This is a genomic window from Acinetobacter bereziniae LMG 1003 = CIP 70.12, assembly GCF_000368925.1.
GTDB classification, from domain to species: domain Bacteria; phylum Pseudomonadota; class Gammaproteobacteria; order Pseudomonadales; family Moraxellaceae; genus Acinetobacter; species Acinetobacter bereziniae.
The window spans coordinates 330,922-356,836 of the sequence record NZ_KB849756.1 but is presented as its reverse complement, the minus strand read 5'-3'; the positions used below and the strand labels follow the sequence as shown (position 1 = coordinate 356,836).

At 36.6% G+C, this 25,915-nt stretch carries 26 protein-coding genes and 1 riboswitch; of the genes, 12 read left to right on the top strand and 14 right to left on the bottom strand.

Annotated features, from left to right (window positions below):
- Window positions 1-71 precede the first annotated feature (71 nt).
- Both map and F938_RS11765 read left to right on the top strand, forming a co-directional pair.
- Complete coding sequence (gene map / locus F938_RS11770; protein ID WP_005032016.1) at window positions 72-866, top strand: type I methionyl aminopeptidase; 795 nt, start codon at window positions 72-74, stop codon at window positions 864-866.
- Between the two features lie 203 nt (window positions 867-1,069).
- Window positions 1,070-1,816, top strand: a complete 747-nt coding sequence (locus F938_RS11765) for an IS5 family transposase (protein WP_005032014.1) — start codon at window positions 1,070-1,072, stop codon at window positions 1,814-1,816.
- 529 nt (window positions 1,817-2,345) lie between these two features.
- On the opposite strand, the gene F938_RS11760 is transcribed toward F938_RS11765, so the two are convergent.
- The 4 genes from F938_RS11760 to aceR all read right to left on the bottom strand — a co-directional run bounded on the left by F938_RS11760 (window position 2,346) and on the right by aceR (window position 6,597).
- Window positions 2,346-3,518: a benzoate/H(+) symporter BenE family transporter gene (locus tag F938_RS11760; protein ID WP_004830414.1), complete on the bottom strand. Its 1,173-nt coding sequence runs from the start codon at window positions 3,516-3,518 to the stop codon at window positions 2,346-2,348.
- 347 nt (window positions 3,519-3,865) lie between these two features.
- Complete coding sequence (leuE, locus tag F938_RS11755) at window positions 3,866-4,519, bottom strand: leucine efflux protein LeuE (RefSeq protein ID WP_004830415.1); 654 nt, start codon at window positions 4,517-4,519, stop codon at window positions 3,866-3,868.
- A 115-nt stretch (window positions 4,520-4,634) separates the two neighbouring features.
- Complete coding sequence (tal, locus tag F938_RS11750) at window positions 4,635-5,618, bottom strand: transaldolase (protein ID WP_005032010.1); 984 nt, start codon at window positions 5,616-5,618, stop codon at window positions 4,635-4,637.
- An 88-nt stretch (window positions 5,619-5,706) separates the two neighbouring features.
- On the bottom strand, window positions 5,707-6,597 hold the full coding sequence (gene aceR, locus F938_RS11745; protein ID WP_004830417.1) for an HTH-type transcriptional regulator AceR: 891 nt from the start codon (window positions 6,595-6,597) through the stop codon (window positions 5,707-5,709).
- A 156-nt stretch (window positions 6,598-6,753) separates the two neighbouring features.
- Here aceR and aceI point away from each other — a divergent pair, with 156 nt between their 5' ends.
- The 6 genes from aceI (at window position 6,754) to F938_RS11715 (ending at window position 14,763) form a co-directional block, all read left to right on the top strand.
- Window positions 6,754-7,179: a chlorhexidine efflux PACE transporter AceI gene (aceI, locus tag F938_RS11740; protein WP_004830418.1), complete on the top strand. Its 426-nt coding sequence runs from the start codon at window positions 6,754-6,756 to the stop codon at window positions 7,177-7,179.
- Window positions 7,180-7,420: 241 nt separating this feature from the next.
- Window positions 7,421-9,490 (top strand): hypothetical protein, encoded by a 2,070-nt coding sequence (locus F938_RS11735; protein ID WP_005032008.1) that lies wholly within the window; start codon window positions 7,421-7,423, stop codon window positions 9,488-9,490.
- A gap of 111 nt (window positions 9,491-9,601) precedes the next feature.
- Window positions 9,602-11,317: an AAA family ATPase gene (locus F938_RS11730; protein ID WP_004830420.1), complete on the top strand. Its 1,716-nt coding sequence runs from the start codon at window positions 9,602-9,604 to the stop codon at window positions 11,315-11,317.
- A 344-nt stretch (window positions 11,318-11,661) separates the two neighbouring features.
- Window positions 11,662-11,807: riboswitch (yybP-ykoY riboswitch) on the top strand.
- Between the two features lie 71 nt (window positions 11,808-11,878).
- On the top strand, window positions 11,879-12,460 hold the full coding sequence (locus F938_RS11725; protein WP_010591536.1) for a TMEM165/GDT1 family protein: 582 nt from the start codon (window positions 11,879-11,881) through the stop codon (window positions 12,458-12,460).
- A gap of 14 nt (window positions 12,461-12,474) precedes the next feature.
- A complete protein-coding gene (locus tag F938_RS11720; protein WP_005032004.1) occupies window positions 12,475-14,088 on the top strand; it encodes a phosphoethanolamine transferase in 1,614 nt (537 codons plus the stop codon).
- A gap of 306 nt (window positions 14,089-14,394) precedes the next feature.
- Window positions 14,395-14,763: a 5-carboxymethyl-2-hydroxymuconate Delta-isomerase gene (locus F938_RS11715; RefSeq protein ID WP_005032003.1), complete on the top strand. Its 369-nt coding sequence runs from the start codon at window positions 14,395-14,397 to the stop codon at window positions 14,761-14,763.
- Between the two features lie 61 nt (window positions 14,764-14,824).
- Here the strand turns inward: F938_RS11715 and F938_RS25010 are convergent, their stop codons facing one another.
- From F938_RS25010 to F938_RS11705, 3 genes are all read right to left on the bottom strand, one after another.
- Window positions 14,825-14,986: a DUF4240 domain-containing protein gene (locus tag F938_RS25010; protein ID WP_158000213.1), complete on the bottom strand. Its 162-nt coding sequence runs from the start codon at window positions 14,984-14,986 to the stop codon at window positions 14,825-14,827.
- A 163-nt stretch (window positions 14,987-15,149) separates the two neighbouring features.
- Entirely contained in the window at window positions 15,150-16,016 is an 867-nt protein-coding gene (gene thiM, locus F938_RS11710) for a hydroxyethylthiazole kinase (protein ID WP_005032002.1), read from the bottom strand.
- 9 nt (window positions 16,017-16,025) lie between these two features.
- Entirely contained in the window at window positions 16,026-17,180 is a 1,155-nt protein-coding gene (locus F938_RS11705; RefSeq protein WP_005032001.1) for a hypothetical protein, read from the bottom strand.
- 102 nt (window positions 17,181-17,282) lie between these two features.
- On the opposite strand from F938_RS11705, the gene F938_RS11700 reads away from it, so the two are divergent.
- The gene (locus tag F938_RS11700; RefSeq protein ID WP_010591330.1) at window positions 17,283-17,612 is read left to right on the top strand and encodes a DUF6678 family protein; all 330 of its coding nucleotides are present in this window, start codon (window positions 17,283-17,285) and stop codon (window positions 17,610-17,612) included.
- Between the two features lie 112 nt (window positions 17,613-17,724).
- Here the strand turns inward: F938_RS11700 and F938_RS11695 are convergent, their stop codons facing one another.
- Both F938_RS11695 and F938_RS11690 read right to left on the bottom strand, forming a co-directional pair.
- Complete coding sequence (locus tag F938_RS11695) at window positions 17,725-17,988, bottom strand: hypothetical protein (RefSeq protein WP_005031999.1); 264 nt, start codon at window positions 17,986-17,988, stop codon at window positions 17,725-17,727.
- Window positions 17,989-18,113: 125 nt separating this feature from the next.
- Window positions 18,114-19,307 (bottom strand): hypothetical protein, encoded by a 1,194-nt coding sequence (locus tag F938_RS11690; RefSeq protein ID WP_005031998.1) that lies wholly within the window; start codon window positions 19,305-19,307, stop codon window positions 18,114-18,116.
- Between the two features lie 593 nt (window positions 19,308-19,900).
- Here F938_RS11690 and F938_RS11685 point away from each other — a divergent pair.
- Entirely contained in the window at window positions 19,901-20,563 is a 663-nt protein-coding gene (locus tag F938_RS11685) for a YccT family protein (protein WP_005031997.1), read from the top strand.
- 249 nt (window positions 20,564-20,812) lie between these two features.
- Window positions 20,813-21,358 carry a GNAT family N-acetyltransferase gene (locus F938_RS11680; protein ID WP_005031996.1) on the top strand — a complete coding sequence of 182 codons (546 nt, stop codon included), beginning with the start codon at window positions 20,813-20,815 and terminating at the stop codon, window positions 21,356-21,358.
- Window positions 21,359-21,412: 54 nt separating this feature from the next.
- On the opposite strand, the gene F938_RS11675 is transcribed toward F938_RS11680, so the two are convergent.
- From F938_RS11675 to cydP, 5 genes are read right to left on the bottom strand one after another with little or no spacing between them, the layout of a single operon-like run.
- A complete protein-coding gene (locus tag F938_RS11675) occupies window positions 21,413-21,709 on the bottom strand; it encodes a cyd operon YbgE family protein (RefSeq protein WP_004830434.1) in 297 nt (98 codons plus the stop codon).
- A gap of 3 nt (window positions 21,710-21,712) precedes the next feature.
- A complete protein-coding gene (gene cydX / locus F938_RS23830; RefSeq protein WP_002120988.1) occupies window positions 21,713-21,814 on the bottom strand; it encodes a cytochrome bd-I oxidase subunit CydX in 102 nt (33 codons plus the stop codon).
- 29 nt (window positions 21,815-21,843) lie between these two features.
- The gene (cydB, locus tag F938_RS11665; RefSeq protein ID WP_004830436.1) at window positions 21,844-22,989 is read right to left on the bottom strand and encodes a cytochrome d ubiquinol oxidase subunit II; all 1,146 of its coding nucleotides are present in this window, start codon (window positions 22,987-22,989) and stop codon (window positions 21,844-21,846) included.
- Window positions 22,986-24,572: a cytochrome ubiquinol oxidase subunit I gene (locus F938_RS11660; protein WP_004830438.1), complete on the bottom strand. Its 1,587-nt coding sequence runs from the start codon at window positions 24,570-24,572 to the stop codon at window positions 22,986-22,988. The genes cydB and F938_RS11660 overlap by 4 nt, the downstream gene beginning before the upstream one ends.
- A complete protein-coding gene (gene cydP, locus F938_RS11655; protein ID WP_004830439.1) occupies window positions 24,572-24,763 on the bottom strand; it encodes a cytochrome oxidase putative small subunit CydP in 192 nt (63 codons plus the stop codon). Before cydP ends, F938_RS11660 begins: the two co-directional genes overlap by 1 nt.
- Before the next feature lie 535 nt (window positions 24,764-25,298).
- Between cydP and F938_RS11650 the strand changes: the two genes are divergently transcribed.
- Window positions 25,299-25,733: an NAD(P)H-dependent oxidoreductase gene (locus F938_RS11650; RefSeq protein ID WP_005031995.1), complete on the top strand. Its 435-nt coding sequence runs from the start codon at window positions 25,299-25,301 to the stop codon at window positions 25,731-25,733.
- Window positions 25,734-25,915: the final 182 nt, after the last annotated feature.

Below are 25,915 nucleotides of genomic sequence, written 5' to 3'. Positions count from 1 at the left end.
CATCAACAAGAAAAAGCCCTAAAGCAATCGAAAAAGCATATAATATCGGTTCACTTTTGCGGACAGATCCAATGAAAGCTTCAACAGTCACCATCAAAACTGAACAAGACCTTGAAAAACTCAGAGTGTCAGGGCGTTTAGCTGCCGAAGTTTTAGCAATGATTGGTGCATATGTTAAGCCAGGGGTAACGACTGAATATTTGGATGACATCTGTAATGATTATATTGTGAATACACTCAAAGTTATTCCAGCCAATGTGGGGTATTATGGTTATACAAAAACTATCTGTATCTCTCCCAATGAAGTGGTATGTCATGGTATTCCATCTAAAAATACTGTTTTGAATGATGGCGATATTATTAATATTGATGTAGCAATCATTAAAGATGGTTATTTTGGTGATACCAGTCGTATGTATTATGTGGGTACTGTAAAGCCTGAATCTAAAAAATTAGTAGAAACTACATATGAGGCAATGGTTGCAGGTATTCATGCTGTAAAACCCGGTGCAACACTTGGAGACATTGGGCATGCCATCCAAAGTGTAGGTCAACGTGAAGGCTATAGTATTGTTCGTGAATATTGTGGTCACGGCATTGGTAAAATTTATCATGAACAGCCCAATGTATTGCATTATGGAAAACCAGGACAGGGGCTAGTGCTTAAACAAGGCATGGTATTTACCATTGAACCTATGATTAATGCGGGTAAAGCCAGTGTCAAAGAATTAAAAGATGGTTGGACTGTTGTGACAGCAGATAAATCTTTATCTGCACAGTGGGAACATATGGTTGCTGTGACAGAAACAGGGTTTGAACTGTTAACACCTTGGCCTGAGGGTACAGGTAACTATCCAGAAATCTAATACTTTAATCTTAAGTTTGGAAAGTTTGATGATTGTTATATATTTTTATGCTTAAAAAGTGTGATGTGTTCAGTTTTAATTTTTTATAATTGTGAACAGTTTAATTTTATTTTGTAAGAAAAACTAGGGTGTGTTGACACTTTTAGATTAAAAAATAGCGAAGTAGTAAAATTAAATCGCCAAACCCAATTCTACTATTCGCTATGCCTCGTACCATGTTAACAGATCAACACTGGCAAAAGTTGAAAGCTATTTTGCGTAATTTATCCATTCATCTCAACTCAAATTTAAGAAATTTTATTGAAGCGATTCTTTATAGGATAAGAACTGGATGTCCTTGGCGTGACATACCCACTTGCTTTGGACAACCTAACTCTATTTTTAAACGTTTTAATCGCTGGTCAAGTAGTGGTAAGTTACTCACTATATTCAAATTATTATCACTGAATACCGATATGGAATGGCTATTCATCGATGGTTCCCATATTCGTGCTCATCAACATTCTGCGGGTATTGCTGATCAGGCAATCTCTAAAAGTGCAGGAGGAAACTCCTCCAAAATACATTTAGTTGTAGATTCAAATGGGAATCCTATTGATTTCATTATTACTGATGGAACCACGCATGATGTTAAAGTCGCACCTGATTTAATTTCAAAACTCGATTTAAATGAGGTAGAGGTTGTATGTGGAGATAAAGGTTACGATTCAGAGCCATTAAGAGAGCAGATTAGAGCAACTAGAACAAAAGCGAATATACCTAAAAAATCCAATAGCCAATCAAACAATGACCATATGGATTGGTATTTATATAAAATCAGGCACTTAGTAGAAAATATGTTTTGTAGATTAAAGCAATTTCGAGGAATAGCCACTCGATACGACAAGTTAAAACGGAACTATGAAAGTTCTGTTGCATTAGCTTGTATATTTTTATGGCTCCCATTGTAGGTTAAATTATGAACCCTAAATGTCAACAGACCCTATTCACTAAGTTTTTTTAAATATTGGTTTGAGTAATTATTCATCACTATAATCTGCACCAGATTCTTTTTTGAAGTTTCTATTGTTGTTTCAAGTTTCGAGCTTATCCATCCTAGGGTAAGCTTTTTTTTAGCTAAAATTCCCTTTCTTTGTATTGGTGTTTTTACAGTCAATATGCTAAAAAAACATACATAAATATAATTTTTAGATCAATAAATCAATGTGATGAGTCTATTTTTTGATGATATAAAACTTGCAATGCGACGCATTACATCTAAAGTTTAAATCGATTTGCGTATGCGATGCTTCACATTACATCATCCATTTTTTTTGTTGAACATTATTCTTGCGCTGTAAACAAAGCAGTGTTTTGTTTTTACTCATATACCCCTGCTCAATATGATTAGTTATTGTTTTGAACAGTAGAGGAGTGAATATATTTATTCAGTTAAATTTTAGATAAGGTAAGTCAAGCAACTCACCTTATCGGATTTGATTATTTTCTGACTCTAAAATTTAAGATAAACGAAACGGCAAAACCAAATAAAAGTCCCCAAAACGCAGAACCTATACCGAAAAATTGTATTCCTGAGGCACTAAAGAGAAAGGTCAGTAATGCAGCTTCTCGGTCTTTAACTTCATGGAATGCAATCGCAATGTTGTGGCTGATCGTACCAAATAGAGCAATACCTGCTAAAGCAACGATAAATAAGTGCGGGAACGACATCAATAAGCTGGTTAAGGTAGCAGCAAACAAGCCCATTAAAATATAGAAAAATCCACAACTCATACCAGCAATATAACGTTTAGATGGATCGGGATGTACTTGATCATCTAGGCTTACTGCGGCACTGATTGCAGCAATATTCACGGTATAGCAGCCAAAAGGTGAAAGTAATGTTTGAGCGGTTCCAGTCCAACCTATTAACTGATTGACATGCGGTTGATAGCCATAACTTTTAATCATCGCTATCCCAGGTAAGTATTGAGATGCCATATTGATCACAAATAGTGGTAGCGCTAGCCCTAAAATTGCTGACCATGTGAATTCAGGCATCATCCATACAGGTTTTGCTAATCCCCAATGTAAGGTTGGAACATGAAACTCCATAAAGAATGGGCAGATGATAATCCCTGCAATCACTGTGATGACAATGCAATAACGTGCCCATAAACGTTTTGTAATCACATACACAGCCAATAAACTGAGGATAAAAGCCCAGTCATTTTGCATGCTAGCAAATAAGGCAATTCCAAATTTTAGCAATACTCCAGCCAACATCGCACTGGTCAGACTTTGTGGAATATAATTTATGATTTTTTCAAAAATACCTGAAAATCCAAGTACAGCTGTAAGCAAACCTGATACTAAAAAAGCGCCAATTGCTTCATAAAGTGAATAACCACTTGCTGTTGCTATGATTAATGCGAGTGCGGCAGTAGACCATGAGGTTGCAACAGGATATTTAAATTTCCAAGACAGAATTAAACCTGAGAGACCAATACCTAGACCTAATGCCCAAAACCAAGAGGTAATTTGTTCTGGATTCGCGCCAAGTAATTGTGCAGCTTGGATCACTAAAACAGCTGAAACACTGATACCGATAAGGAAAGTAATAAAGCCTGCAAATACGGCAGGTACTGAGAAGTCTTGGAGAAGCTTTTGCATGATCCCTTGCTTTTAAATTTGATTGAATGGTTGAAAATGCATCCATCATACATGGATCATTTTAAAGCTGACAGCGTTAATTAGAATTTAATATCAAAAGCAAATAGAAAAATTGAATTTATTATCATTGCTGGATAATTCAAGCTTTTTATGATCAAGCAATTCTACACATTAACATTGCTTGATCCTGACTTAGGCGATGCTTCACTTTGCTTAACTACTTTTTTTTGTTTAACCCCATTATTGCATTATAAACAAAGTAATGCTCAATTTTAACCTTCGAAGCTGTATACCCCTAAATGTGGAAGACGCTTTAAATTTAAGCTTACCCAACTCATTATATGCTTTTACATGGTCGAAACTGCGAGCTTTATACCAAAGGCGCAAAACAATAGACCGACCGCTGCAACACATCCTGCCGCAACTTTATAGCGGGTGTTAAAGAAGGTTGCGAGTTTAACCCCAGAAAAAATTAAAATGGTTAAATAACTCATACTAATGATTTGTAGAATCACAGAAAGAGCAGCAAAACTTAGCGCTGGGTAAGGATAATCTGGGTCAACAAATTGCACAAAAAAAGACAAATAAAATAAAATCGCTTTCGGATTTAACAAGCTGATCGTCAATGCTGTACGAAAAGGATGAAATTGTTCAGTCGTGGTTGATGAGAGAGCATCTGATTGAATCGTTTGTGGTGTGCTACGCCAAGTTTTAACACTGGCAATTAATAATCGAATTCCTAGATAGGACAAATAAGTCGCGCCCACAACTTTAAGAATTACAAATAACCAAGGAAAGGCATGTAATAAGGATGCAGCACCCAATACGGTACAAAGGATCAGGATTAAATCACCAGTAAAAACACCAAACGCGCCGATATAGCCTATTTTAATCCCAAATCTTGACGCAATGGACATCACATAGAGCGAGTTTGGACCCGGGAGAATGACGATAAAAATTGTCCCTAATATATATGTCACGACATCCGTAATACCAAACACAATATTCTCACACTTTAAGAAAAGTGAATAAAAAAGCCAAGTGCTTATGATAACAAACTCGGCTTTAGAATGTGAGCAATTTTAGTGCATTTTAAACACTGTGAATGATTGAAACTCAATCAATAAAATCAGCTTCAAGCCCAAAGGATTGGCGTAATAATAAAGCCAATTGTTCACGGGCTTTAATAAAGCCATCAATTCCACTTTGTAATAATTGGAATGCCATCAAGTCTGATTCGAGTTGCTGTTTAAATTCAGCTTTAGAAATTTCTTGATGCGGTTGATCTTGATGTGATTGTTCATGGTTCAACTGAGCGCTTACTGTACGTTGATCATTTTCCAGTTTTTCAAGCAGTGCGGGAGCAACAGTCAGTAAATCACAACCAGCAAGTCCTAGAACTTGGTCTACGCTACGGAAGCTTGCGCCCATAACTTCTGTTTTAATTTGGTTCTGTTTGTAGTAGTGATAAATCTGTTTGACAGAGCGTACACCCGGATCTTTATCAATCGGGTAGCTGTCAACATTTTCAGCTTTTTTATACCAATCTAAAATACGCCCAACAAATGGAGAGATCAGCGTGACTTTAGCGTCAGCACATGCTTTGGCTTGATGTAAACCAAATAATAAAGTCAGGTTACAATGAATGCCTTCTGCTTCAAGTGCTTTAGCCGCCTGAATACCTTCCCAAGTAGATGCAATTTTAATCAAAATTCGATCTTGATTGATTCCGTAGCTTTGATACAGCGCCAATAGTTCTTTGGCTTTCGCAATTGTTTCTTCGGTATTGTAAGAAAGTGCCGCATCAACTTCCGTAGAAACTCGTCCTTCAACAAGATTTAAAATTTCTACACCGAGTTTTACCGTCAGAATATCAATGGTGCGTTCGACCAGTTCATCAAGTGCATAGCCTTCTTGTTTAGCTTGTGCATAAGCATCTTCAATCAAGGTGCGACTTTCAGGCTGTTGAGCGGCAGCTGTAATCAGTGAAGGGTTAGTCGTTGCATCTAGCGGGCGAAATTGTTGAATAGCGTTTAAATCACCTGTATCAGCAACAATAGTGGTTAAGCGTTTTAATTGGTCTAATGCAGATTGAGTCATTACCGGTTATTTCTTAGTTAAAATATTTGTGATTTAGTTATAACACAATGCCATTTCAGCAAAATAGAAAAATGTACTGAAAGACATATTATTTTGTATGAATTCTTTGATTTCGAATGTGATTAATCAAAAAACGAGCAGCTGAACCTAAATTACTCTCACGACTCCAAACCAAATCAACAAAATATTCAAATTTTGGTGTGAAATCGAGCAAATCAAGTATTTTTAACTTATGTTTGAGCTCTGGGTTTTCATTAAACATTTCTAAGGGAAGTACTCCCCAACCTAATTCCTTTAAGATCAGCGAACAAGCTGAGTGATGATTGTCAGTACGCCAGTAATTTTTAGAATAGAGTAACTCGGGTTTAATCGTGCGATCTCGGCTGGCGACAACAATTTGTCTGGATTGCAATATTTGTTCAAAACTTACTTTTGAGTGGGCAGATAGAGGGTGATTGATTGCAGATACAGGCACTAAAGCTTCTTTTTTTAACTCAACAAATTGTTCGCGGCTTTCTAACATTTCACGTTCAAACATCAACGCCAATTGCGCTGTCTGATTCATAAGCATTTTAAGTGCATCTTCTTGTGGTGCAGAAAAAATGTTGATTTGTAAACTTGGAAACTGTTGGGCAAGCAATGCAATATATTCGGTCCAATCGGTATGTACCAACTCTGAAACCACCACAATATTCAGTGAGGATTCCAAACCTTCGCTGAGGGCAATTGCTTGTTGTTTCCATTGATTCATTTCAATTAGAAGTTGTTCGGTTTTTTCATATAGAAGCTGTGCCTGTGATGTTGGTATAGGTTCGCGTCCGACCCGTTTAAATAGTTTAAGATTTAAATCAATTTCTAAGTTGGCGATCGACATGCTGACCGCAGATGGAACTTTTCCAAGCTGTCTTGAGGCAGCAGAAAAAGAACCCGTTTCCATGACTGTTTTAAAAATCATCAACTGTTCTTGATTGATATTCATATTGGACCGCCATTAGTAAATGAGATCATGTGAAAATGAAAGAAATATCGCAAAGAGAATAAAGTTAATCTTTCAATAAAATTGAAAGAATCTGACTCGATTGATCAATATTATAAAAATATAATGCAACAGTCGAAACAAAAAGAGTAGTTTTAAATGATGATTTCCAAAAGAAGGATTATTCATGCATTGAGCTATGAAATCATCCTATTGGTGATCATAGCGATTGCATTAAGTTTTATTTTTGAAGTTCCAATGGAAGTTACAGGTGTATTGGGTGTGGCTATGGCTGTGACATCTGTAGTTTGGAATATGATTTTTAACCATTTCTTCGAGAAATTTGAGCATAAAAGAAAGCTTAAACGTACTATTGGCGTGCGTATCCTGCATGCCATTGGTTTCGAAGGTGGCTTGATGTTGGCGACTATTCCAATGGTTGCTTATGCAATGGATATGACATTGTGGCAGGCGGTCCTATTGGACTTAGGGATGACCACATGTATTTTAATCTATACCTTTATTTTCCAATGGTGTTACGATTTGATTGAGGATCGTATGGGAATCAAACCAGTACATTCTTAATGAAACTGTAAACATGTAATTTGAAATTCTGTCAGAATTGCCACTGTTGCTTGAAAGGGTTCTGCTGTTCAAAATAGCAGAACCCTTTTCGTTTAAACCCACAATGTAAATCGTTTGTGAAATTCTCCACAGAGACTTAACAAACTTTTGCAAAAGATAATCTAATACGATTTGTTTTGTTAAATGGTTCGCATAGAATATTCAACTCGATAGAATTTTAAAGAGATGGATTAAGCAGATTATGGTGCAGACAGTTCAAGATCAGCTGCCAAACAGACACCAACTTGCTGCACAAGAATTAATTCAAGTTTCAGCAAGCTTAGAGCGTATTTATCTTGATCAGCTTCACTATTTAAAAGCGGTGAATGCAGATAACTTTTTCCAATTTGATCATGCACAGCACAAACTCGGTATAGCCAACCAATTATTGCAGATTAAATTTGATGAGACAGCAGGGCTGTCTTTTGAGTTTGATCAGGATAAGCTGGCACATTTATCTGAGTCACCGCATTATCCTAAGCGACTGATTCAATATGTGTCGCAAGAGGTATTTTTTTATACCAAATCTTATGATGAAATTCATCCCACTGATTTAAAAACCAAAGCACAAATTCTTCGTCAAACATTGATTGAGCAGATCTTTGATTGGATTGATGGTGAAAATAGAGTAGAGCAGTATTTGTATAATATCAATCAAGCAGATGCTGAGCAGATTGATCGAATTTTAATCCATTATAACTATTTTGATCATGCTTATATTTCTGATTTTGCTCAATATGGTAAAGCTATTCCGTTAAGTGTGGAAATTAATATTAAGCATTTATTGCTGATTAATTCTGTCTTGGGGCAAACGTTCTTATCTATCCAGCAATTTATTCCAAAATTCCATCAGGCTATTTTTGCACTAGACCAGTTCCTACCCAAACATTTTTTTCGGATTTTTAAAGTTTTTCACCCCGAGTCATTACGTTTGTGCGAGATTGAGCAATATTTTACAAGTTATCAATTATTGTCGAAACATGCACAAGAGTTCCCACAAATGTTGGCATATGCCAAGCATATGAAACGTGGTTTTTGGCAGTATCAGGACTTATTGAGTAAACAACATTTTTTGCAGGCAGAGGATGAATATTGGGAGTTGGATCAACTTGTAAAATTGCCGATATTTGCTTTAAAACGTACTGTAAATTGGCTATATAAACAAAATGAACAGGTTAATGATTGGATTAGTCGGCATATTACAGATGTAAACGTTAGAGTGACAATCACGGTATTAAGTCTCATTGATACTTCAAAAATCTCTCCTGAAGTAATATTGGCTGTATTAAAATATTTTAAAAATAGTGCTGCACGGTTATTCTTAATAGAATGTCATTCATTTGCCATTACAAATGAATGGCAAAATCATCCCAAAAATAGCCGTTACCGCTTTATAGAATCGGTCAGTGAACATAAATCACAGCAAAAGTTGATTTCAAATTCTTATTTATATATCGAAGAATGGTTGGATTTCGCTACATTGATCCTTGGTGATCAAGCCCAATCTTATAAGAAAATATTTGTCAAAATCAGTCGTGTTGTTCAGGCATTTATGTTGTTTGTTCAGCATATTGCCAATCAATTACCTGCGCCATTAATCAGATTCATCGATCCTCAGTTGCAGCAACATCCTGATTTTTTTATTCAAATGCGCGAACATAATATTCAGGTAGATGATTTTCGTAAGAAGTTTAAACATATCAATTCCGATCGAATGCCGCATTATAGTATTTATGACAGCTTTGTTCTGGACTATGTGATGCATTTATTTAATACACATCATGAAATCGAACGTAATGTGACTTGGTCTGGTCTTTATCAACAAGCGAAGCGATGGCATTTGCACAATGATCTTGTTACGACAATGTCGAAACTCAAAGAAAAAATTACTGTGGATTCGTGGGATCGCATTGCGCCGATGCAAAAGATTTATTTTGAAGATTGGTGTTATGAGGAACTCAACAGTTTACAACGAATTACTCAAGAGTCAGTCGTTTTCAAACATTGTTTAGCTGTCTCCTACAGCACAAGAATAGTGGAGCGTGAATATGCAGCATTCCATATGTCAAATATAGCTGAACCCAATCAAGTCATGACTTTAGGTTGTTACTATAAATTAGGGCAGTTGAGCTTTGATCAACTTCGCTTGCCTAATAATCATATTCCAGATCAATCTTATATAAGCAAGGCACTGGCATTTATCGAAAATGTGAATCAACATTTAAAATGGAAAAGCAGTATTCAACCGAATGAAGAACTCGGTAATTTATAAACATCGTCAACAGGGTCTATTCTTTTTTCTAAGCTATTTTTGGCTTAACTTTTTAATTAAAAATCGTTAGGCTATAGCCGTCCCATCCTGTTAAGGTAATTCAAGGCTGTTATGAAACAAGAAACTGCACTCAAACTCATGAAAGCGGGTGAAAATGTCTTTTTGACTGGCTCTGCTGGTGCAGGAAAAACCTATACGTTGAATCAATACATCAATTATTTAAAAGTCCGTAAAGTACCTGTCGCAATTACAGCCTCTACAGGGATTGCGGCGACGCATATGAATGGAATGACCATTCATACATGGGCTGGTATCGGCATTAAAGATACGCTTTCAGACGATGATTTGAAGAGGATGAAAGAGCGTAAATATCTCAAAGAGCATCTGGAAAATGCTCAAGTATTGATTATTGATGAAATTTCAATGTTACATGCCAAACAGTTAAATTTGGTCAATCAAGTTTTGAAATATTTTAAAGAATCTGATGATGCTTTTGGTGGAATTCAAGTGATTGCTGCCGGCGACTTCTTTCAGCTTCCGCCTGTAGGAAAAAATAATGAGCTGAATCGTGATAAATTTTGTTTTATGTCTAATGCATGGGTTGAGGCAAAATTTCGGGTTTGTTATTTGACTGAACAGCATCGTCAAGATGATTCTGCACTCAATGATATTCTCAATGCAATTCGTGCACAGAATATTCAGCCACAACATATTCAAGCCTTACAAAATACGCGTCATCAAGATATAGGTGAAACGTTCACCCGTTTATATACGCACAACATGGATGTGGATAGCATCAATTTTCAGCATTTAAATGCAATTGAGGGTGATGATCATCAATTTGTTGCAGTGACAGATGGGAATGAAAAGCTGATAGAAACATTAAAATCTTCAGTTCGTGCGCCTGAAGAACTGACATTAAAAAAACATGCCAAAGTGATGTTTGTTAAAAATAATTTTGACATGGGATATATCAACGGCAGTTTAGGTGAAGTGATTGGTTTTGAAGAAGATGATGAAATGGGGATGTTGCCCAAGGTGAAAATGACCGATGGAACAACTTTATTGGTCGCTCCTGAAACTTGGTCAGTGGACAATGAAGGCGGTAAAACGATTGCCAGTTTACAACAAGTTCCATTGCGTTTGGCGTGGGCAATTACTATTCATAAATCACAAGGCATGACCTTAGAAGCTGCTGAAATTAATTTGAGTCATACTTTTGAAAAAGGGCAAGGTTATGTTGCTTTGTCACGGTTAAAATCAATTGAGGGGCTTAGATTGCTTGGCTTCAACGATCAAGCATTAGAACTTGATAGTTTGGCAATCAAAGCAGATCGTCGTTTTCAAGAGCTTTCCAGTGAAGCTGAACAGCACTATGCGGAGGTTGACTTAACACCTCAACATAATGCTTTTATTCGCCATTGTGGTGGGACATTGAACGCCACTGAAATAGAACGCAATGAAAAAAAATTGGCGCGTAATAACGGTAAAGCCAACTATGCTTCAGCCACATTGGACGAAACGCGTGAGTTGTTTGAAAGTGGCTACGAAATTCAAGATATTGCCATTGAGCGAGGTTTAACCCCAGCAACAATAATCAATCATTTGGCGAGACTGCATAAGGAACAAGGGCTTGATATTTCTGTTGCTAATCCGGGTGAAGAGGTGGTCGAGAAAATACGGACAATTTATAAAAAATTAATGAAACGGCAAGATCCAAGTCATTTTAATGATGATGGTGCGATAAAATTACGCCCAATCGTAGAGTTGACCAGCCCTAAAATGGGATATGACCAAGTGCGTTTAGCCCTACTGTTTGTCGAATAAAAATCCTTCTAATGGTGGAAGTATGAATAAGGTTGAGAAAAATTACTCTATTGGTATATTGCAATATTCCCAGAATATAAGCATATGAAGAACTATAATTTCAGCTTTCAGTTGTGCTGATTTTATCATGCACGAACATCAATAGATTGAAGTGTTTCTTTTGAACAATTTGATGATTATGAAAATTTAGAATTGATCATCACTCTAGCGTTGCATCTCAGATGCTATAAGTTGTACAGATCGAGTAAAAACGTACTATTGCAGGCTCGCAATGCTAGATCAAATGTGAAATTTTGATATCGCAAAATTATGTTTGAAAATTGCTCAAGTATTCTTTATGATAACTAAACTTCATTGGGGAGTAGTCGCTTTTTACCTCGGGTAAAAAGGTGATGGTCAACATAATTGCTCAAATGGGCATGGTCATCATAGCAAAGAACCAAAAGATCTTTTTGATCATAATTTCTTTTTGTTGGCAAGACCTTTGATTTGTTACTCTGCTTTGGCTAGCTAGAGTTATAAATCATTGGTAATTATTGCTAGCCAGAGAAAAGTATTATGATGTCTGCTTTCCTTATCTCTCTTGCTGTTGTTGCCTTATCTGAAATCGGTGACAAAACTCAACTTTTAGCTCTGCTTCTGTCTGCACGATTTCGAAAACCCATTCCCATTCTATTGGCGATTTTTTTAGCCACACTTGTCAATCATGGTGTTTCAGCCATATTGGGTCAGTGGATCACCACGGTATTGAGTCCAACTGTACTGTTATGGATTGTTTCATTAGGATTTATTGGGATGGCGATATGGATGCTTATTCCTGATGAATTAGGGGATGAATCCGAAAGTATCAATAAATGGCAAAAATATGGTGTATTTGGTGCAACATTTGTGCTGTTCTTTTTGGCAGAAATTGGGGATAAAACCCAAATTGCAACAGTTGCTTTAGCTGCTCGTTTTGACAGTATCGGCTGGGTGACAGTTGGAACCACTTTGGGAATTATGTTGGTGAATGCTCCAGCAGTATTTATCGGCAACCAACTTGCAGAAAAACTTCCAATTTCATTGATTCATAAAATTGGTGCACTGGTATTCTTAACGATTGGTGTTGCTGCTCTCGTTCAACATTACTTTTTCAAAGTTTAAAGCGTTTAAGTGCTATGCGCCGATTTAATCAACTACCGATAGATATACAACGATGGTTTTTTGCATTTTATTTGCTTTTGCCTGTCTTGATTGTCTTTTTCACATTGGGCTTTGCTGGAAGCTGGGCGGATAGTTTACGTTTGGCATTTTTAGCAATGCCAGGTATTTGGTTATGCTTCCAAGCGAGTAGCAAGTCAAAATTGTTTTGGAAAATATGCGCGATACTTTGGTGGTTTATTTTTTTCTTGCATACAACCTTACTTTCACTGAGCTGGTGGTTATTTAACAGTGATGCAGAAGGCTATTTAATTGTTGAGTCGATTGCAAATACCACATTCAATGAAAGTTTAGAGTTTATACAACAGCATTTAGGATTGTTTGGACTTTTACTTTTGTGTTTTTTAACCACATTGGGATTGTATTTTTTAGTCTTATTTAAATATTTTGATCAGCCACATCACCATATTTATCCAAAGCGTGTAGTAGGGCGCTCAATCCTCGGTTTTTTGATATTACTGTGTGTGGTCAGTTACGTACTTAAGCCTTCTTTTGCTTTGCATCCACTTGCTTATTGGTTTGGATATTATGGCAAAATTAAAGATTTTCAGTCACGTGTTTCACAACACCATCATATACATCAAACTTGGACGTCCAACGCAGAAAAAAGATTGGATAGACGTAAACCGTTTGCTGAACAGCAAACCCATACAGTGGTTTTAACAGACAGTATTACCAGTTTTAATTTTGGCTTATGCGGTTATCCTCGAAATACAACACCTGAATTAAGCAAACGTAGTGGGCAGTTCAAAGTATTTTGTCGAGGTTATTCGCCTGCATCTTCAACCATTCAATCGCTACGTTATTTATTTAATGATGGCACACGCAATGCGATGGATGACCAAGCACCAGAAAATATTATGGGCTATGCAAAAGCTGCAGGATTCAAGGTGTATTGGATCAGTAATCAAGATGATGTTTATATCTCATCATTATTTGCAAACTATGCCGACGAAGTGGTTTTTATCAATAAACAGTCCGGTCGGAGTAGTCGTTCATTGGATGAAAATATTCTTCCAGCTTATAAAGCTGCGTTAGATGATCCAACGCCTCGTAAGCTCATTATTCTACATCTGATTGGTTCACACCCAAATTATAAGTTACGTTATCCTGAACAGTTTTCTAAATTTAATGATGCGACAAATGATGAGGTTGAAAGGACGCTAGAGCAAAATAAAATCAATCATTTTATTCAGTTAAAACGTAATGAATACGATAATAGTATCCTTTATCAAGATTGGATTGTTTCTAAACTGTTTGATTTGCTTTTGTCCAAAATGGCTGATTTTAGATCTTTTACTTTTTTATCTGATCATGGAAATCAAGTGGGTCATGAACTCAATTATGCAGGTCATAGTTCGGATACAGAAGCAGGTTATCGTGTACCAATCCTGATTTGGTATGATCAAATGCCGAAAAAGGGAATAAGTAGCCAAAGACCTGTCGATGCCAGTGATTTAGACCGTTATGTTTTACATTTAATGGGACTTCATGATCGATTGGAAACTCAAGAAAAACTATGTTGGTTAGATGAGAAATGTCATTTTATTCCGAAGTTATTATGGCGCTAAATTTATTTTTTCGTTCAGTATACCTGCCTTGGTTATGAGGTCGTGTATACGTCGTGGTAGTGATATAAAAATTAATGAATATGATGCAACGATCAGAAAGTTACATTCAACAAGATTTTGGGCGTGGAGAATTCTAAGCAAAAAGTTGATAACGAATCCTTTGAAATAGTACTATATCTAAATTTTTGCTTATTTTTTAATGAAGTATATACAACTAAAGTTATAAATTTGCGTTAATTTTACAGTTTCTAGAGTGGGGATGTTATACTGAATACTAATCTATAATATTTTCATATGGTTAACACGATGCCACAAATGTTTATTGATTATTCAGACAATATTCAGAATTTAGATCAAAAGAAATTGATGTTGGGTTTAAATCATGCTTTGTTTGATACGGGCTTAGTCAGCGATGCACATGATATTAAGTCGCGTATTCAATCAGTTTCAGATTATCTGATCGGTTTTGGAGACAATCAACAAGCATTCATCTTTGTTCGTTTACAAGGTTTAAGCGGACGCAGTGAAGAACAAAAAAATTTAATGACGGAAAATCTGTCACAATTTTTACAGTCGTTTCAAGACTATTCAGCTCAAGGTCTGGAAATTCAGCTCTGTGTGGAATTTGCTGAAATGCCGAGAGAAATTTATAAGAAAGTATTTGTAAAAAAATGATCAATCATGGGGCTTAACGATAAGCCCCATTTTTTATTCACGCTTTAATTGAGCAATTTATTCAAACAGTACAACTGACGAAGTTTTCAATCTCATGCAATGTGCCCTCAAAAAATTCTTTTCCTGTAAGAATTAACCAGCACCTAAAATAAAGAAAACGATCATCTGATAAATAGCCATTGAAATGATATAGTCCATGCTCTTGGGTAAAGTTTGATTGCAAAATTGTGGCTAGTTCTGCAATTTAAGCACGATAAAGTCATGAAAGTTTTAAGTTGCAATTTTTTCCAAACAAAATGAATGGTTGCTGATCAAACCTAGACTAATATGCAATTAAATCTTCTAAATGCTGTTTAGTATTATCCTCTAATCAATTTCAGATTAATTTAGAGACTTAATACTTGAATATTACTGTATTCCCAAATTTTATTGGCACTCATTTGGTAAATTTCATCGAGGAACGCCACATTAAAACTCCCCACAGCAGAGGCTTTTTCAAAAGCCAATTTTCCGGCAATGGCAAAGTGAATATGTGCAGAAATAGTGGCAATTGCTGGAGTGGTCACAGCGCTATATGCCGCAATTAAAGCACCTAAAGCACAACCTGTTGCCGTAACTTTAGGCTGTAAAAAACTTCCCCCATTAATTTGAATCACATGATGAAGTTCTTTTGAAAGGACGAAATCGGATTCACCAGAAATTGCAACACATTCACTATGATTTAACAGCGCTTGAGCTTGTAAATAAACCTCATTACTTGACACTGCACTATCAACACCCTTGGATTCAACTTGGTTGCCTGCGAGCGCACTGATCTCAGATGCATTGCCACGAATAATAGTCGGATGAAGTAAAACCAATTGATCGACCATTTCACTACGCCATTTTAGAAATGGACCATAACCCACAGGATCAAGTACCCAAGGCGTATTTTTATTTGCAACAGTCTGTGCTGAAATTTGCATGGCTTGCATTTGTTCAGATGTTGGTGTTCCAAGATTAATACTCAATGCAGCTGCAATAGAGGCAAAACTTTCTGCTTCAAAGGGATTATCAATCATTGCAGGTGATGCACCAGCCGCCAATAAAATATTGGCTGCGTAATTCGCTGCAACGCTGTTGGTAATGCAGTGTACCAACGGTTGTTGGGTTTGTAATTCTGTCCAAGCATCCACAACTTTCTGTAAGATAACATCAGTCTGGATATGAAGTTGATCCGTTTGAGAATGGGTAATATTTTCAGGATGATTCATATAAAGTCCTTACTGAGTAAAGTAGTGATCTTGATGCTTGCAGTTTCGACAGAGCAGTGTCACGTAATTTTGTGCATCATATTCAACAGTGAGTTCATTTGAACCACAGTACATACAGCGTTTTTGTGAATAAAAGTTTAAGCGCGGTTCAATTTTTTTCCAAGACCTCCAGACTGGTTGAAAGAAAATTCCTTCATCGTAGCCTAAAAAATGGTAAAACAGAATTTCACTCATGCGACTTAAAGGGATGTTGGGTGGGCGAGGTAGCGTCGATGTTTCCCATTTTTCTGCGACAGCACGTTCACGATATTGCTGAACGGTTTTTTTTAAAATATTGGTGTTAATAAAATTTTCATTTCGGATTTGCAAGGCTTTTTTCTGATATAAATATTCCAAAGCGGTCTGAATCAAATAGAAAATTTGCCCTACAGCCAAAACATCAAGTAGTCGATAACAAAATGTTTGGAAGTTCTTATTGCCCGAAATTTGAATTCCCCAAGTACGACAATAATGTTGAGTAAATTGCACGATTTCTTGATATAACAACACGTAAAGTGTATTTTTGACTTCTTCTGAATGTCTGAATGGTATACCTTGGCTTAAATTTTCATAAAACCAATGGCGAAGCTGTGTGGTAATGCTAAAGAGGCTGGGTTCGGAATAACCATCTAAACGGACATTGATATAGTATTGATGTGCATCATCACTAAAATCTTTTGGCACAAGAACGTTTTCTTTAATCAACTGATTGAGAAGTTGGCTTTGAAAATAATAGTTGGGTGTAATTGAATGATATTTAATGATTTCCCAATCAATAAACTCTTGATGTTGGCTATTTTCATGTACTTGATTGTCTAAAATACTCAATAAAAATAACTTATGTAAAAAGCTGAGTTGATCTAAGCCCAATTCAAAATCATCTTTTCTTTTGAGTTTTCTTGTTTCTTGCAGGCGAGTTTCTTTAATCAATTTACGTCGTTTATTTTGACACGTTTCACAATGACAGTTGCCTTGATTATTGGGGAACACTTGATGATGACAATGACTGCACTGATGGAAGTGAACGTCTTTTTCAAACTCCTCAGCCTCGACATAATACATACTTGCCTGACACAGTGGGCAAAATGTACTTTCATCAAGCTGTTTCTGTAGAATTTGAAGCATATAGGGCTAAATACAAAATTATTGAGGATTTTTCATTATACACATCTATATTGAGGAAAGCTGATTGCTTAAAATGAATGTTTTATAAAATATTCATATCTGATGATGATTGATGCAATTGTATTACTTTTCAATGAGATTGAAAGATTAAATCTTAATTATCGCATTCAACTGATTGATACATTAGAAGTATCAGTATGGGATCATTTTTTAATTTTTCCAACACCAAATTACATTGAATGTCGTTATGGTATTTTTCCACTGAGGACAGTTCGACAGATTCAAATTAATTCAATCGAAAATCGTTATATTGGTCAACGAGTCGCTTTGAAATGTATTGACCATTCTGAATTATTAGAGGAAAAAATGCAGCAATCAGGGTTGCATTATCATATTGAAAACCAAATATTCACCATCACTTTGCAAAAATAACAGTATTGAGGTTGTCAGTATTAAACGGTTTTTAATGAAAGTGGCAAATACAAGCTGAATTCTATTTGCCACTAAAAGTTGGGTTAAAGTGCGACGCTCATACTGATATAAACTAATAAGCAGCAGGGCAAGGTAATTTTGAGTCCTCAAAATGCTCCATTTTAGCCTGCAACAAAGCTTTCGCCTTTTGGGCTGAAACTTTGTGCTGTCCTAGGCAATCATACTGTCTTAAAATACAGCTGACGTCTTCTGTGGATAAAGGAATACCTTCACAGGTCATAAACAATGCAATCACTTGATGATCTATTTTTGCATCATTCAGCATTTGCATCGTCTTGATATTTTCAACACGGACAATATGGTCTTTAAAAATCATGTTGCACCTCTTTTCTGTTGAGTATTTTTTGTTGTGCGATATACGCCCATTTAAACAAGCAAGAATTGTGCTCAAAATGTAGTCGCTTTGAAAAAAATGTAATGTTATGCACAGTGAGCTAATTGTTATCTCGCGCCTATTGGCTGGTACAATCCTTCACCTCGACCAATCTGTGCTTGATAAATCGGAATCCACGGTGCAAAAAAGATATTTTGTTTCCATTCGTTTAAGACGTTGAAGCCATTACGAGCAATAGCGATTCGATGCTGTAAATTGGCGAGATTTGTGGCTGTAAAGGGTGCGCGAATAATGAGATACGGTGTAAAAATCAGTTTAAATTTATTTACCCCAACAAAAATATCCCCCCTTAAGCCCAAATTCTCTAGGCTTAATGACAACATAAAATTGTTGATGTTGGCAAAGTCTCGCATCAAAGGCTTGTCCCACATCGGTTGTAAAATTTTTTCCTGTTCATGTATACCAAAACTGATAGCAGCATTGGTTGCGAGCTTTTTAAACTGTGATGAGTAAATTCCAGATCGCAATGCTTCCTCATCTGCAAGTTTCTGTAATTTAAATGCTTGAGACAGGTTTGCACCGTAGCCACTGAGCTGTTGTGCCAAAATTGTTGAATCATAATGCTGATGCATGACACTTAGCCCACCGATATCTGCCATCACATTGGCTTGTCCTTGAATTAACTCATTATTGGCTTTGGCGATGGTCGATTGCAATGTTGGGATCGGCATTCCAGCAATGACAACATTTTGTCCGTTTTTGACATTCAAAGGATCTAAGGCATTGGATAAAGAATAGCTCAATGCATATGTAGAACGTACATCATTAGCGACGAAAACTCCTAGATTTGGCCAATAAAATTTGGGATTGTTCCGACTGAGTGCATCGTAATACATCAAGATAAATGCATTGGTTGCCAGTAAAACTTTCTGTTGGGCACGGGTGCCGTAGGTATTCTCAGCCAACTGTTGTACGACTGCAAATTGTTGACGGATTTTACTGCGAACATTTTCGTACTGCTGAACGATTGAAAAAATAGATGGGTTGTATAATGAATTTTGGCTATTGGCGATATTATACAATTGTTGATACAGAGTTCTTTCAGATGTTGTCAAATTACGCTGTGCCATATTGGCATTCATGCTATAGGCAACGCTTGAAAGCTGGGCTGGTGTAATCGAAGTTACATTACTTTTTGCTGCCACCACTTGAGTTGTGATTGATGTTGCTGAAATTGAAGCTATGCCGATGATACAAGCCATTAATATCGCTTTATATCGAGGAGTAGGTTTCTGTTCCATAGTGAATATATCCCTGTTGTTTTTGTTAGAATGATGAACTTCTTTGTTCGAATATTTGTACACGAAGTTCCTGTTTACTTATAGTAAAGTCAATATAGCTTTGACATGTGTTTTTAGGACAAAGGGATGAACGGTATTATTTCAGATGAATACAAGATCAGATATATGCTGTAGATGTCAAAAATCAATTGTTATGTGGCATACCCGATAGAGCTGTTGTATTTTTACGATAAATTGTTCTGATTTTTAAATCATGTAATGAAAACTGTCACTTTTAAAAAATATGGTCGGTATGATCATTTAAAGTGTTGTGATAAATTGCACAAGGATAAAATTACCATTTTATATGTCAAATAAAGATTCAATATTTTAAGCAAGAATCGATTTTATATTGACATAGACTTGGGGTAAATCTCTGTCAAATCAGATGCTTTTGATCAATATGGTGACTAAAAAATAAATCCTATAAACAAAAATAAAAAACCAATGATTTAAGCTTCATGATAAAACGCCAGTTGTTGTCATAAAACTGTCATCACCACATTGCATAGTGCAATAAATTTTACATATTTTTGACATAAGAGTAGAGCAACATGGCATTTAAATACGGAATTGCTGCATTGGGTTTAATGTTGAGTGGGTCAGTTTTTGCAGCAGTTACGCTATCTGCGCCAGAAGAAATTGTTGTATTGGCTGTGAATGATCAAGAAGTCAATTCAGGTTTGATTCGTAAAAAGAACGAGTATCAAGTTGATCCCGGTCAGACTGCTGTGAGTGTACGTTATCAGCAATATTTTGAGCATTTAAATGGTGAACACGATATTTTAAAATCAGGTGTGGTCACGATTACAGCACCTGATTTAAAAGATGGACAAAATTATAAGTTGGCTCTGGTGGGTGCTCCAAATAACTTTGATGATGCAAAAAAATATGCAGAACAGCCAACGATTGCAATTTTAGACAATCATAATCGACTCGTGGTTCAACAAACAGGTGCCAATACTGAAGCAAAACCTTGGTTTGGTTCTGGCGTATTTGGGCGTGTGATTGATTTAACCACAAGTAATAAAGCGCCTGTGAATCAACCTGCGCCAGTATATACCGCGCCATCTCACGCAGTTGTTTCAAATGCTTCGCCAAAAAGTGTACCAGCTGTAACCAATAGCAATGCTGCTGATCAACAATTGATTCAAATTTGGCAAAAAGCAAGCAAAGCAGAACGTCAAAAGTTTATGACTTGGTTGGCTGATCAATAGCGTCAATTGACACTTCGCAGACGCTTGTGACAGTAGAAATTTTTTAGATAATATCAAAGACCATCTCGATGGTCTTTTTTAAGAGTTGATTGATTAAAGGAATTATTTTCTTGTTTAAAGAAGATATCCGATCTTAATATTTCTATTCAAATCTACGAGTGAAGATTACTCTTCAAAACCGCTTTCCAAAATAGCCATTAGGTTTTATAAAGTCATTTGTTTACAATAAAATGATAGACCTAAAATTCAATGAAACACTCACTTAAATTTAGAACTGCACAAATTTTAGATATTCAGAAATTGATTGATTTGATCAATTCAGCCTATCGGCAACAACAGGAAAATAGTTGGACCAGTGAAGTAGAAATGGTCACTGGCACTCGAATCAATGCTGAACAATTGGCACAAATGTTGGCAGATGATCATTTCAAATTATTTGTTGTTGAGCACGCTGAAGAGATCGTGGGCTGTATAGGTTCAACATTTAATCCAATCCAAGTCGAAATTGGCACATTTTGTATAGCACCGAAAATGCAAAATCATGGGGTTGGTAAGAAGGAACTTGATTTTGCAGAACATTATGTGCGTGATCAGATGCTGTCTATTCATCCTGATTTAACGCATTTTGTAATGTGGGTGCTCAGTGTTCGTCATGAGCTGATTGCATATTATGAGCGCCGTGGTTATCAATCAACAGGGCATATTGATGATTATCCTTTAAGTGTAAATGTAGGTATCCCCATTGTGGGTTTACATTTAGTTGAAATGAAAAAGAGCATAGCGGATAGGATTTGAGTTGATATGAAACAATAAAACCCTGAATAAATCAGGGTTTTATTGTTTTTTAGATTAGGTTAAGAACCAAGTGTAATAGCCCCACAACATAAGTGGCCATGCCACATAAGGGCTAAACAACCATTTCCATAACCAAAACTGTGGCAGAAATCCTACACCATGTATAAACCCACCTGAAATGCCAATCATGACCATCATTAGGGCACTATGGTTGTAGTGTCCATTGGCATCAAGCATTGCACCAGGATGGATGAGTAATACTGCTGCAAGTGGCAATGCCATCAAAAACGAAATGGCCATTGCAAACTTGTTCGGCTTCCTTTCTTTTGTTGTCATTGCGATCTCTGCCATGGTTTATTCCTCATCCAAATCTTGATGATGTTCGATATAAAGGGCACTCAAGACACCTGCAAAGCATGCCATCAAGATCCCTAAAATCCAAGCGAAATACCACATAATATTCTCCTATTTGCTTAGACACAGCCTTAGTACAGGCTGTGTGAGTTCTCTTGAACATGTTTGTTGGTAATGACGCCCCACATTTTGTAATAGCACCATGTGGTATAGGCTAAAATCACTGGAACAAAAATTGAAGCTACAACGGTCATTACTGTTAGGGTATTTTTACTGGATACAGCATCCCACATGGTCAAGCTTACAGTAGGATTGATACTGGAAGGCATTAAGAATGGGAACAGTGCAAAACCAGCAGTTAAAATTGAACCTGTTACAGCCAGAGTCGAACCAGTAAAGCTCATACCTGCTTTATTTTTTCCTGCACCGAAGATGATCAGGATGCCTCCCAAGATTGCTGAAACTGGGGCAAGTATTGTGATCGGGTAAGTTGAATAGTTATTCATCCAACCATGGTTGCCTGTAGTCAAAACTTCTTTTGCTAATGGGTTTGCCACAGCATTTGTATCAAATGGTTTGACTAAGGTATAACCCTCGATTCCACCAAAGTAGAGCCAAGCACCAACAGCTAAGAAACAGACCAAAAAGATTGTACCCATGAGTTGAGTTGCTTTTGCAGAGCGTTGACGTAATACGCCATCTGTACGAAGCATTAACCAAGCGCCACCATGTGCACAAAGCATCGATAAACTGACAATACCGCAAACTAAAGCAAATGGATTGAGTAGCGCAAAGAAACTACCTGTATAGGTTGATCGTACAGTTTCATCTAAGGTAAATGGTACACCCAAGAACATATTACCAAAGGCAACACCGAACACCAGTGCAGGTACAGCACCCCCTATGCATAAACCCCAATCCCATGAATTACGCCATTTGGTATTTTCAAGTTTAGAACGATAGTCGAAACCAACGGGTCTGAGGAATAATGCAAATAAGACCAGTAACAGTGCCCAATACATACCAGAAAATGCTGTAGCATAAACCATTGGCCAAGCTGCAAAGAGGGCACCACCAGCAGTGACAAACCAAACTTGGTTGCCTTCCCAGTGTGGAGCAATCGTGTTAATTGCTGCACGACGCTCGTCATCTGTTTTACCTACAAATGGCATCAATGCCATTGAGCCCATATCGAAACCATCAGTGAGGGCAAAGCCGATCAGTAAGACACCAACCAAAACCCACCAGATAATTTTGAGAAGTTCATATTCGATCATGATTGAGCCTCCCCAGCTTGAGCTTGTTGAGCTTCAAGTTTTTCAAAGTGATATTTACCTGTATGTAAAGAACTTGGTCCTAAACGTGAGAACTTGATCATTAGATACATTTCAATAATCAACAGCACAGTATAGAACGCAGCTAATGCAATGATTGAACCCCATACATCACCAGTGCTTAAACTTGATGCAGATAGGTGTGTAGGTAGTACTTCACCAATGGTCCAAGGTTGACGACCACCTTCAGCGACATACCAGCCAGTTTGTGCTGCAATCCAAGGAAGCGGTAAAGCAAACAGTGCAAATTTAAGTAGCCATGGTTTATTTTCAGCATTGCGTTTTGCTACTGCAAAAGTTGCAAGGATAAATAGAAGTAGCATTAAGAAACCTGAAGCAACCATTGCACGGAAAGAAAAGAACAATGCTGTTACGTTAGGAATCGTATCTTTCGTTGCTGCCTGAATATGTGCTTCAGATGCATCAGTTACATTTTCAGTATATTTTTTAAGAAGTAAGCCATAACCTAAATCTTTTTGATTTTCTTTGAAAGAAGCCATAAGTTCTGGCGAACGGTCACCAGCACGAAGTTTTTCAAGTTCACTATAAGCCACCATACCGTTACGGATACGTGCTTCATGTTGAACCATCAAGTCTTTAAGACCCGTTACTTCTTTATCCAATGAGCGTGTTGCGATAATACCCATTGCGTATGGAATTTTTATCGCATAGTCAGTGCGCTGCTCTTCTTGGTTTGGAATACCAAACAAAGTAAATGGTGCAGGAGCTGGGTGGGTTTCCCATTCAGACTCAATTGCCGCCAGTTTAGTTTTTTGAACATCACCCAGTTCATAACCTGATTCGTCACCCAGTAAAATTACAGAAAGTGTTGATGCTAATCCAAAAATTGCAGCGATGGCGAAAGAGCGACGCGCAAAAGGTAAATCACGTTTTTTCAATAAGTAATAGCTCGAAATGGCTAAAACAAAGATTGCCCCAGTGACATAACCTGCTGAAACAGTATGAACAAATTTTACTTGAGCAACAGGGTTAAAAATCAAAGCGCCAAAATCTACAAGTTCCATACGCATAGTTTCAAAATTAAATTCTGAACCTACAGGATTTTGCATCCAACCATTGGCAACTAAAATCCACAGTGCAGATAAATTCGAACCGAGTGCAACTAGCCATGTCACACTTAAATGTTGAACTTTTGAAAGGCGATCCCAGCCAAAGAAGAATAAACCAATAAAAGTTGATTCTAAAAAGAACGCCATCAATCCTTCAATGGCAAGTGGCGCACCAAAAATATCCCCGACATAGTGAGAGTAGTACGCCCAGTTTGTACCGAACTGGAATTCCATAGTCAGACCAGTGGTTACACCTAGAGCAAAGTTAATACCGAAAAGTTTGCCCCAGAATTTGGTCATGTCTTTGTAAATTTCTTTACCAGAAATCACATAAGTGGTTTCCATAATGGCAAGAATAAAAGCTAGACCGAGAGTAAGAGGTACAAATATAAAGTGATACATCGCGGTCATTGCAAATTGGAACCGCGAAAGATCGACCACGCTTTCAGAAATCATCAACGTGTCTCCTTGATTTGGGAAGGACTGCCAGCAATACGCTCAGCAACTTGGTTATCAAAATCTTTAGGAATAGTCGGTGCATCAAACCAGATATGTTTGATCGTCATTAAAAGTGCAATCTTAATTATTAATATGATTGCAATTTCTCTGACTAACCGACGGTTTAAATCATTAGGTTTTAAGCTCATGCGTTAAGCCTATTATTTAAATATGCTTATATTATTAAACAAAACGCAACAAGAAATAAATAGATAAAACACTTAAAATAAAAATATATTATTAAAATTAATTAAAACAAATACTTGGTATTTTAATGTGTTAAAAAATATACTAAGAAATAATGATTTTAAAGTTGATCAAAATGCTTAGAATTAATAAAAATAAAACCAACCAAAATAGTATTGTTTAGATTTTATTAAACCAACCAAAATGGTTTGAATTATTCTTGATTAAAAATAATTCTGATCGAAATGGTTGGTTTAATTCCGGTGTTTTATTCTTATTGAAATAGAGTTTAGAGAATCAGCAAAATAATTGTTGATTGTTATAAGGCTTTATTAGCCCTGATTAAAAAATTTAAAACTGATGATTTAAATGTGAGGTCGCATTTATTTGATTATGAAATATAAGTTCTGCTTTTTGTTTTTGATGTATGCTAGGTTGGTTAAATTTTATTCATATTAACTAATTAATCATCATTTTGGGGATAAATGAGGGGGTTTTATGAAATGCTTAGTTGTCATTGCGCATCCAATCAATGATAGTTTATGCCATCGCATGGCAAAGACAGCAATTGCTAGTTTAATTGCCAATGGTCATGAAGTAGTGGTTGAAGATCTATATGCAGCAGATTTTGCTCCTGCATTGACCTATGAAGAACGTTTGACTTATTACGGTCCTGCATTTGATCAAACAGCTGTTAAACAGAAGATAGTTGATTTACTTTCTGTAGAAGCTTTAATACTGGTCTTTCCAACATGGTGGTTTGGTTTTCCTGCAATACTTAAAGGTTGGTTTGATCGAGTTTGGGCACCAGGTATTGCTTATAATCACTCATCTGATTTGGGTGCGATTCAGCCTAAATTGAATCATTTAAGATATACACTGGCGATAACTTCACTGGGGTCTCCATGGTGGGTTGACCGTCTGATTATGTAGCAGCCAGTAAAACGGATATTGAAAATTGCATTATTGGGTACCTGTGCACCAAACTCACAGTTGTACATGTTATCTATCTACAAAGCTGAAAAGTTAAGCCAAGCTCAAGTCGATTTATATCTTAAGCGTATTCAAAGCAAAATTTCAAAATGGGCAAAATGATGCGCTTTTTACGCGTGCTA

Bases quoted from the DNA above. Each gene is read 5' to 3' on its own strand.
- F938_RS11685 (WP_005031997.1), top strand. From the start codon at position 19,901: ATGGCATTTAAATACGGAATTGCTGCATTGGGTTTAATGTTGAGTGGG.
- F938_RS11675 (WP_004830434.1), bottom strand. From the start codon at position 21,709: ATGGCAGAGATCGCAATGACAACAAAAGAAAGGAAGCCGAACAAGTTT.
- F938_RS11735 (WP_005032008.1), top strand. From the start codon at position 7,421: ATGGTGCAGACAGTTCAAGATCAGCTGCCAAACAGACACCAACTTGCT.
- F938_RS11680 (WP_005031996.1), top strand. From the start codon at position 20,813: ATGAAACACTCACTTAAATTTAGAACTGCACAAATTTTAGATATTCAG.
- thiM (WP_005032002.1), bottom strand. From the start codon at position 16,016: ATGAATCATCCTGAAAATATTACCCATTCTCAAACGGATCAACTTCAT.
- cydB (WP_004830436.1), bottom strand. From the start codon at position 22,989: ATGATCGAATATGAACTTCTCAAAATTATCTGGTGGGTTTTGGTTGGT.
- cydX (WP_002120988.1), bottom strand. From the start codon at position 21,814: ATGTGGTATTTCGCTTGGATTTTAGGGATCTTGATGGCATGCTTTGCA.
- F938_RS11650 (WP_005031995.1), top strand. From the start codon at position 25,299: ATGAAATGCTTAGTTGTCATTGCGCATCCAATCAATGATAGTTTATGC.
- F938_RS11660 (WP_004830438.1), bottom strand. From the start codon at position 24,572: ATGATTTCTGAAAGCGTGGTCGATCTTTCGCGGTTCCAATTTGCAATG.
- map (WP_005032016.1), top strand. From the start codon at position 72: ATGAAAGCTTCAACAGTCACCATCAAAACTGAACAAGACCTTGAAAAA.
- F938_RS11720 (WP_005032004.1), top strand. From the start codon at position 12,475: ATGCGCCGATTTAATCAACTACCGATAGATATACAACGATGGTTTTTT.
- F938_RS11690 (WP_005031998.1), bottom strand. From the start codon at position 19,307: ATGGAACAGAAACCTACTCCTCGATATAAAGCGATATTAATGGCTTGT.
- cydP (WP_004830439.1), bottom strand. From the start codon at position 24,763: ATGAGCTTAAAACCTAATGATTTAAACCGTCGGTTAGTCAGAGAAATT.
- F938_RS11725 (WP_010591536.1), top strand. From the start codon at position 11,879: ATGTCTGCTTTCCTTATCTCTCTTGCTGTTGTTGCCTTATCTGAAATC.
- F938_RS11730 (WP_004830420.1), top strand. From the start codon at position 9,602: ATGAAACAAGAAACTGCACTCAAACTCATGAAAGCGGGTGAAAATGTC.
- tal (WP_005032010.1), bottom strand. From the start codon at position 5,618: ATGACTCAATCTGCATTAGACCAATTAAAACGCTTAACCACTATTGTT.
- aceR (WP_004830417.1), bottom strand. From the start codon at position 6,597: ATGAATATCAATCAAGAACAGTTGATGATTTTTAAAACAGTCATGGAA.
- F938_RS11705 (WP_005032001.1), bottom strand. From the start codon at position 17,180: ATGCTTCAAATTCTACAGAAACAGCTTGATGAAAGTACATTTTGCCCA.
- F938_RS11695 (WP_005031999.1), bottom strand. From the start codon at position 17,988: ATGATTTTTAAAGACCATATTGTCCGTGTTGAAAATATCAAGACGATG.
- F938_RS11765 (WP_005032014.1), top strand. From the start codon at position 1,070: ATGCCTCGTACCATGTTAACAGATCAACACTGGCAAAAGTTGAAAGCT.
- F938_RS11700 (WP_010591330.1), top strand. From the start codon at position 17,283: ATGATGATTGATGCAATTGTATTACTTTTCAATGAGATTGAAAGATTA.
- F938_RS11715 (WP_005032003.1), top strand. From the start codon at position 14,395: ATGCCACAAATGTTTATTGATTATTCAGACAATATTCAGAATTTAGAT.
- F938_RS11760 (WP_004830414.1), bottom strand. From the start codon at position 3,518: ATGCAAAAGCTTCTCCAAGACTTCTCAGTACCTGCCGTATTTGCAGGC.
- aceI (WP_004830418.1), top strand. From the start codon at position 6,754: ATGATGATTTCCAAAAGAAGGATTATTCATGCATTGAGCTATGAAATC.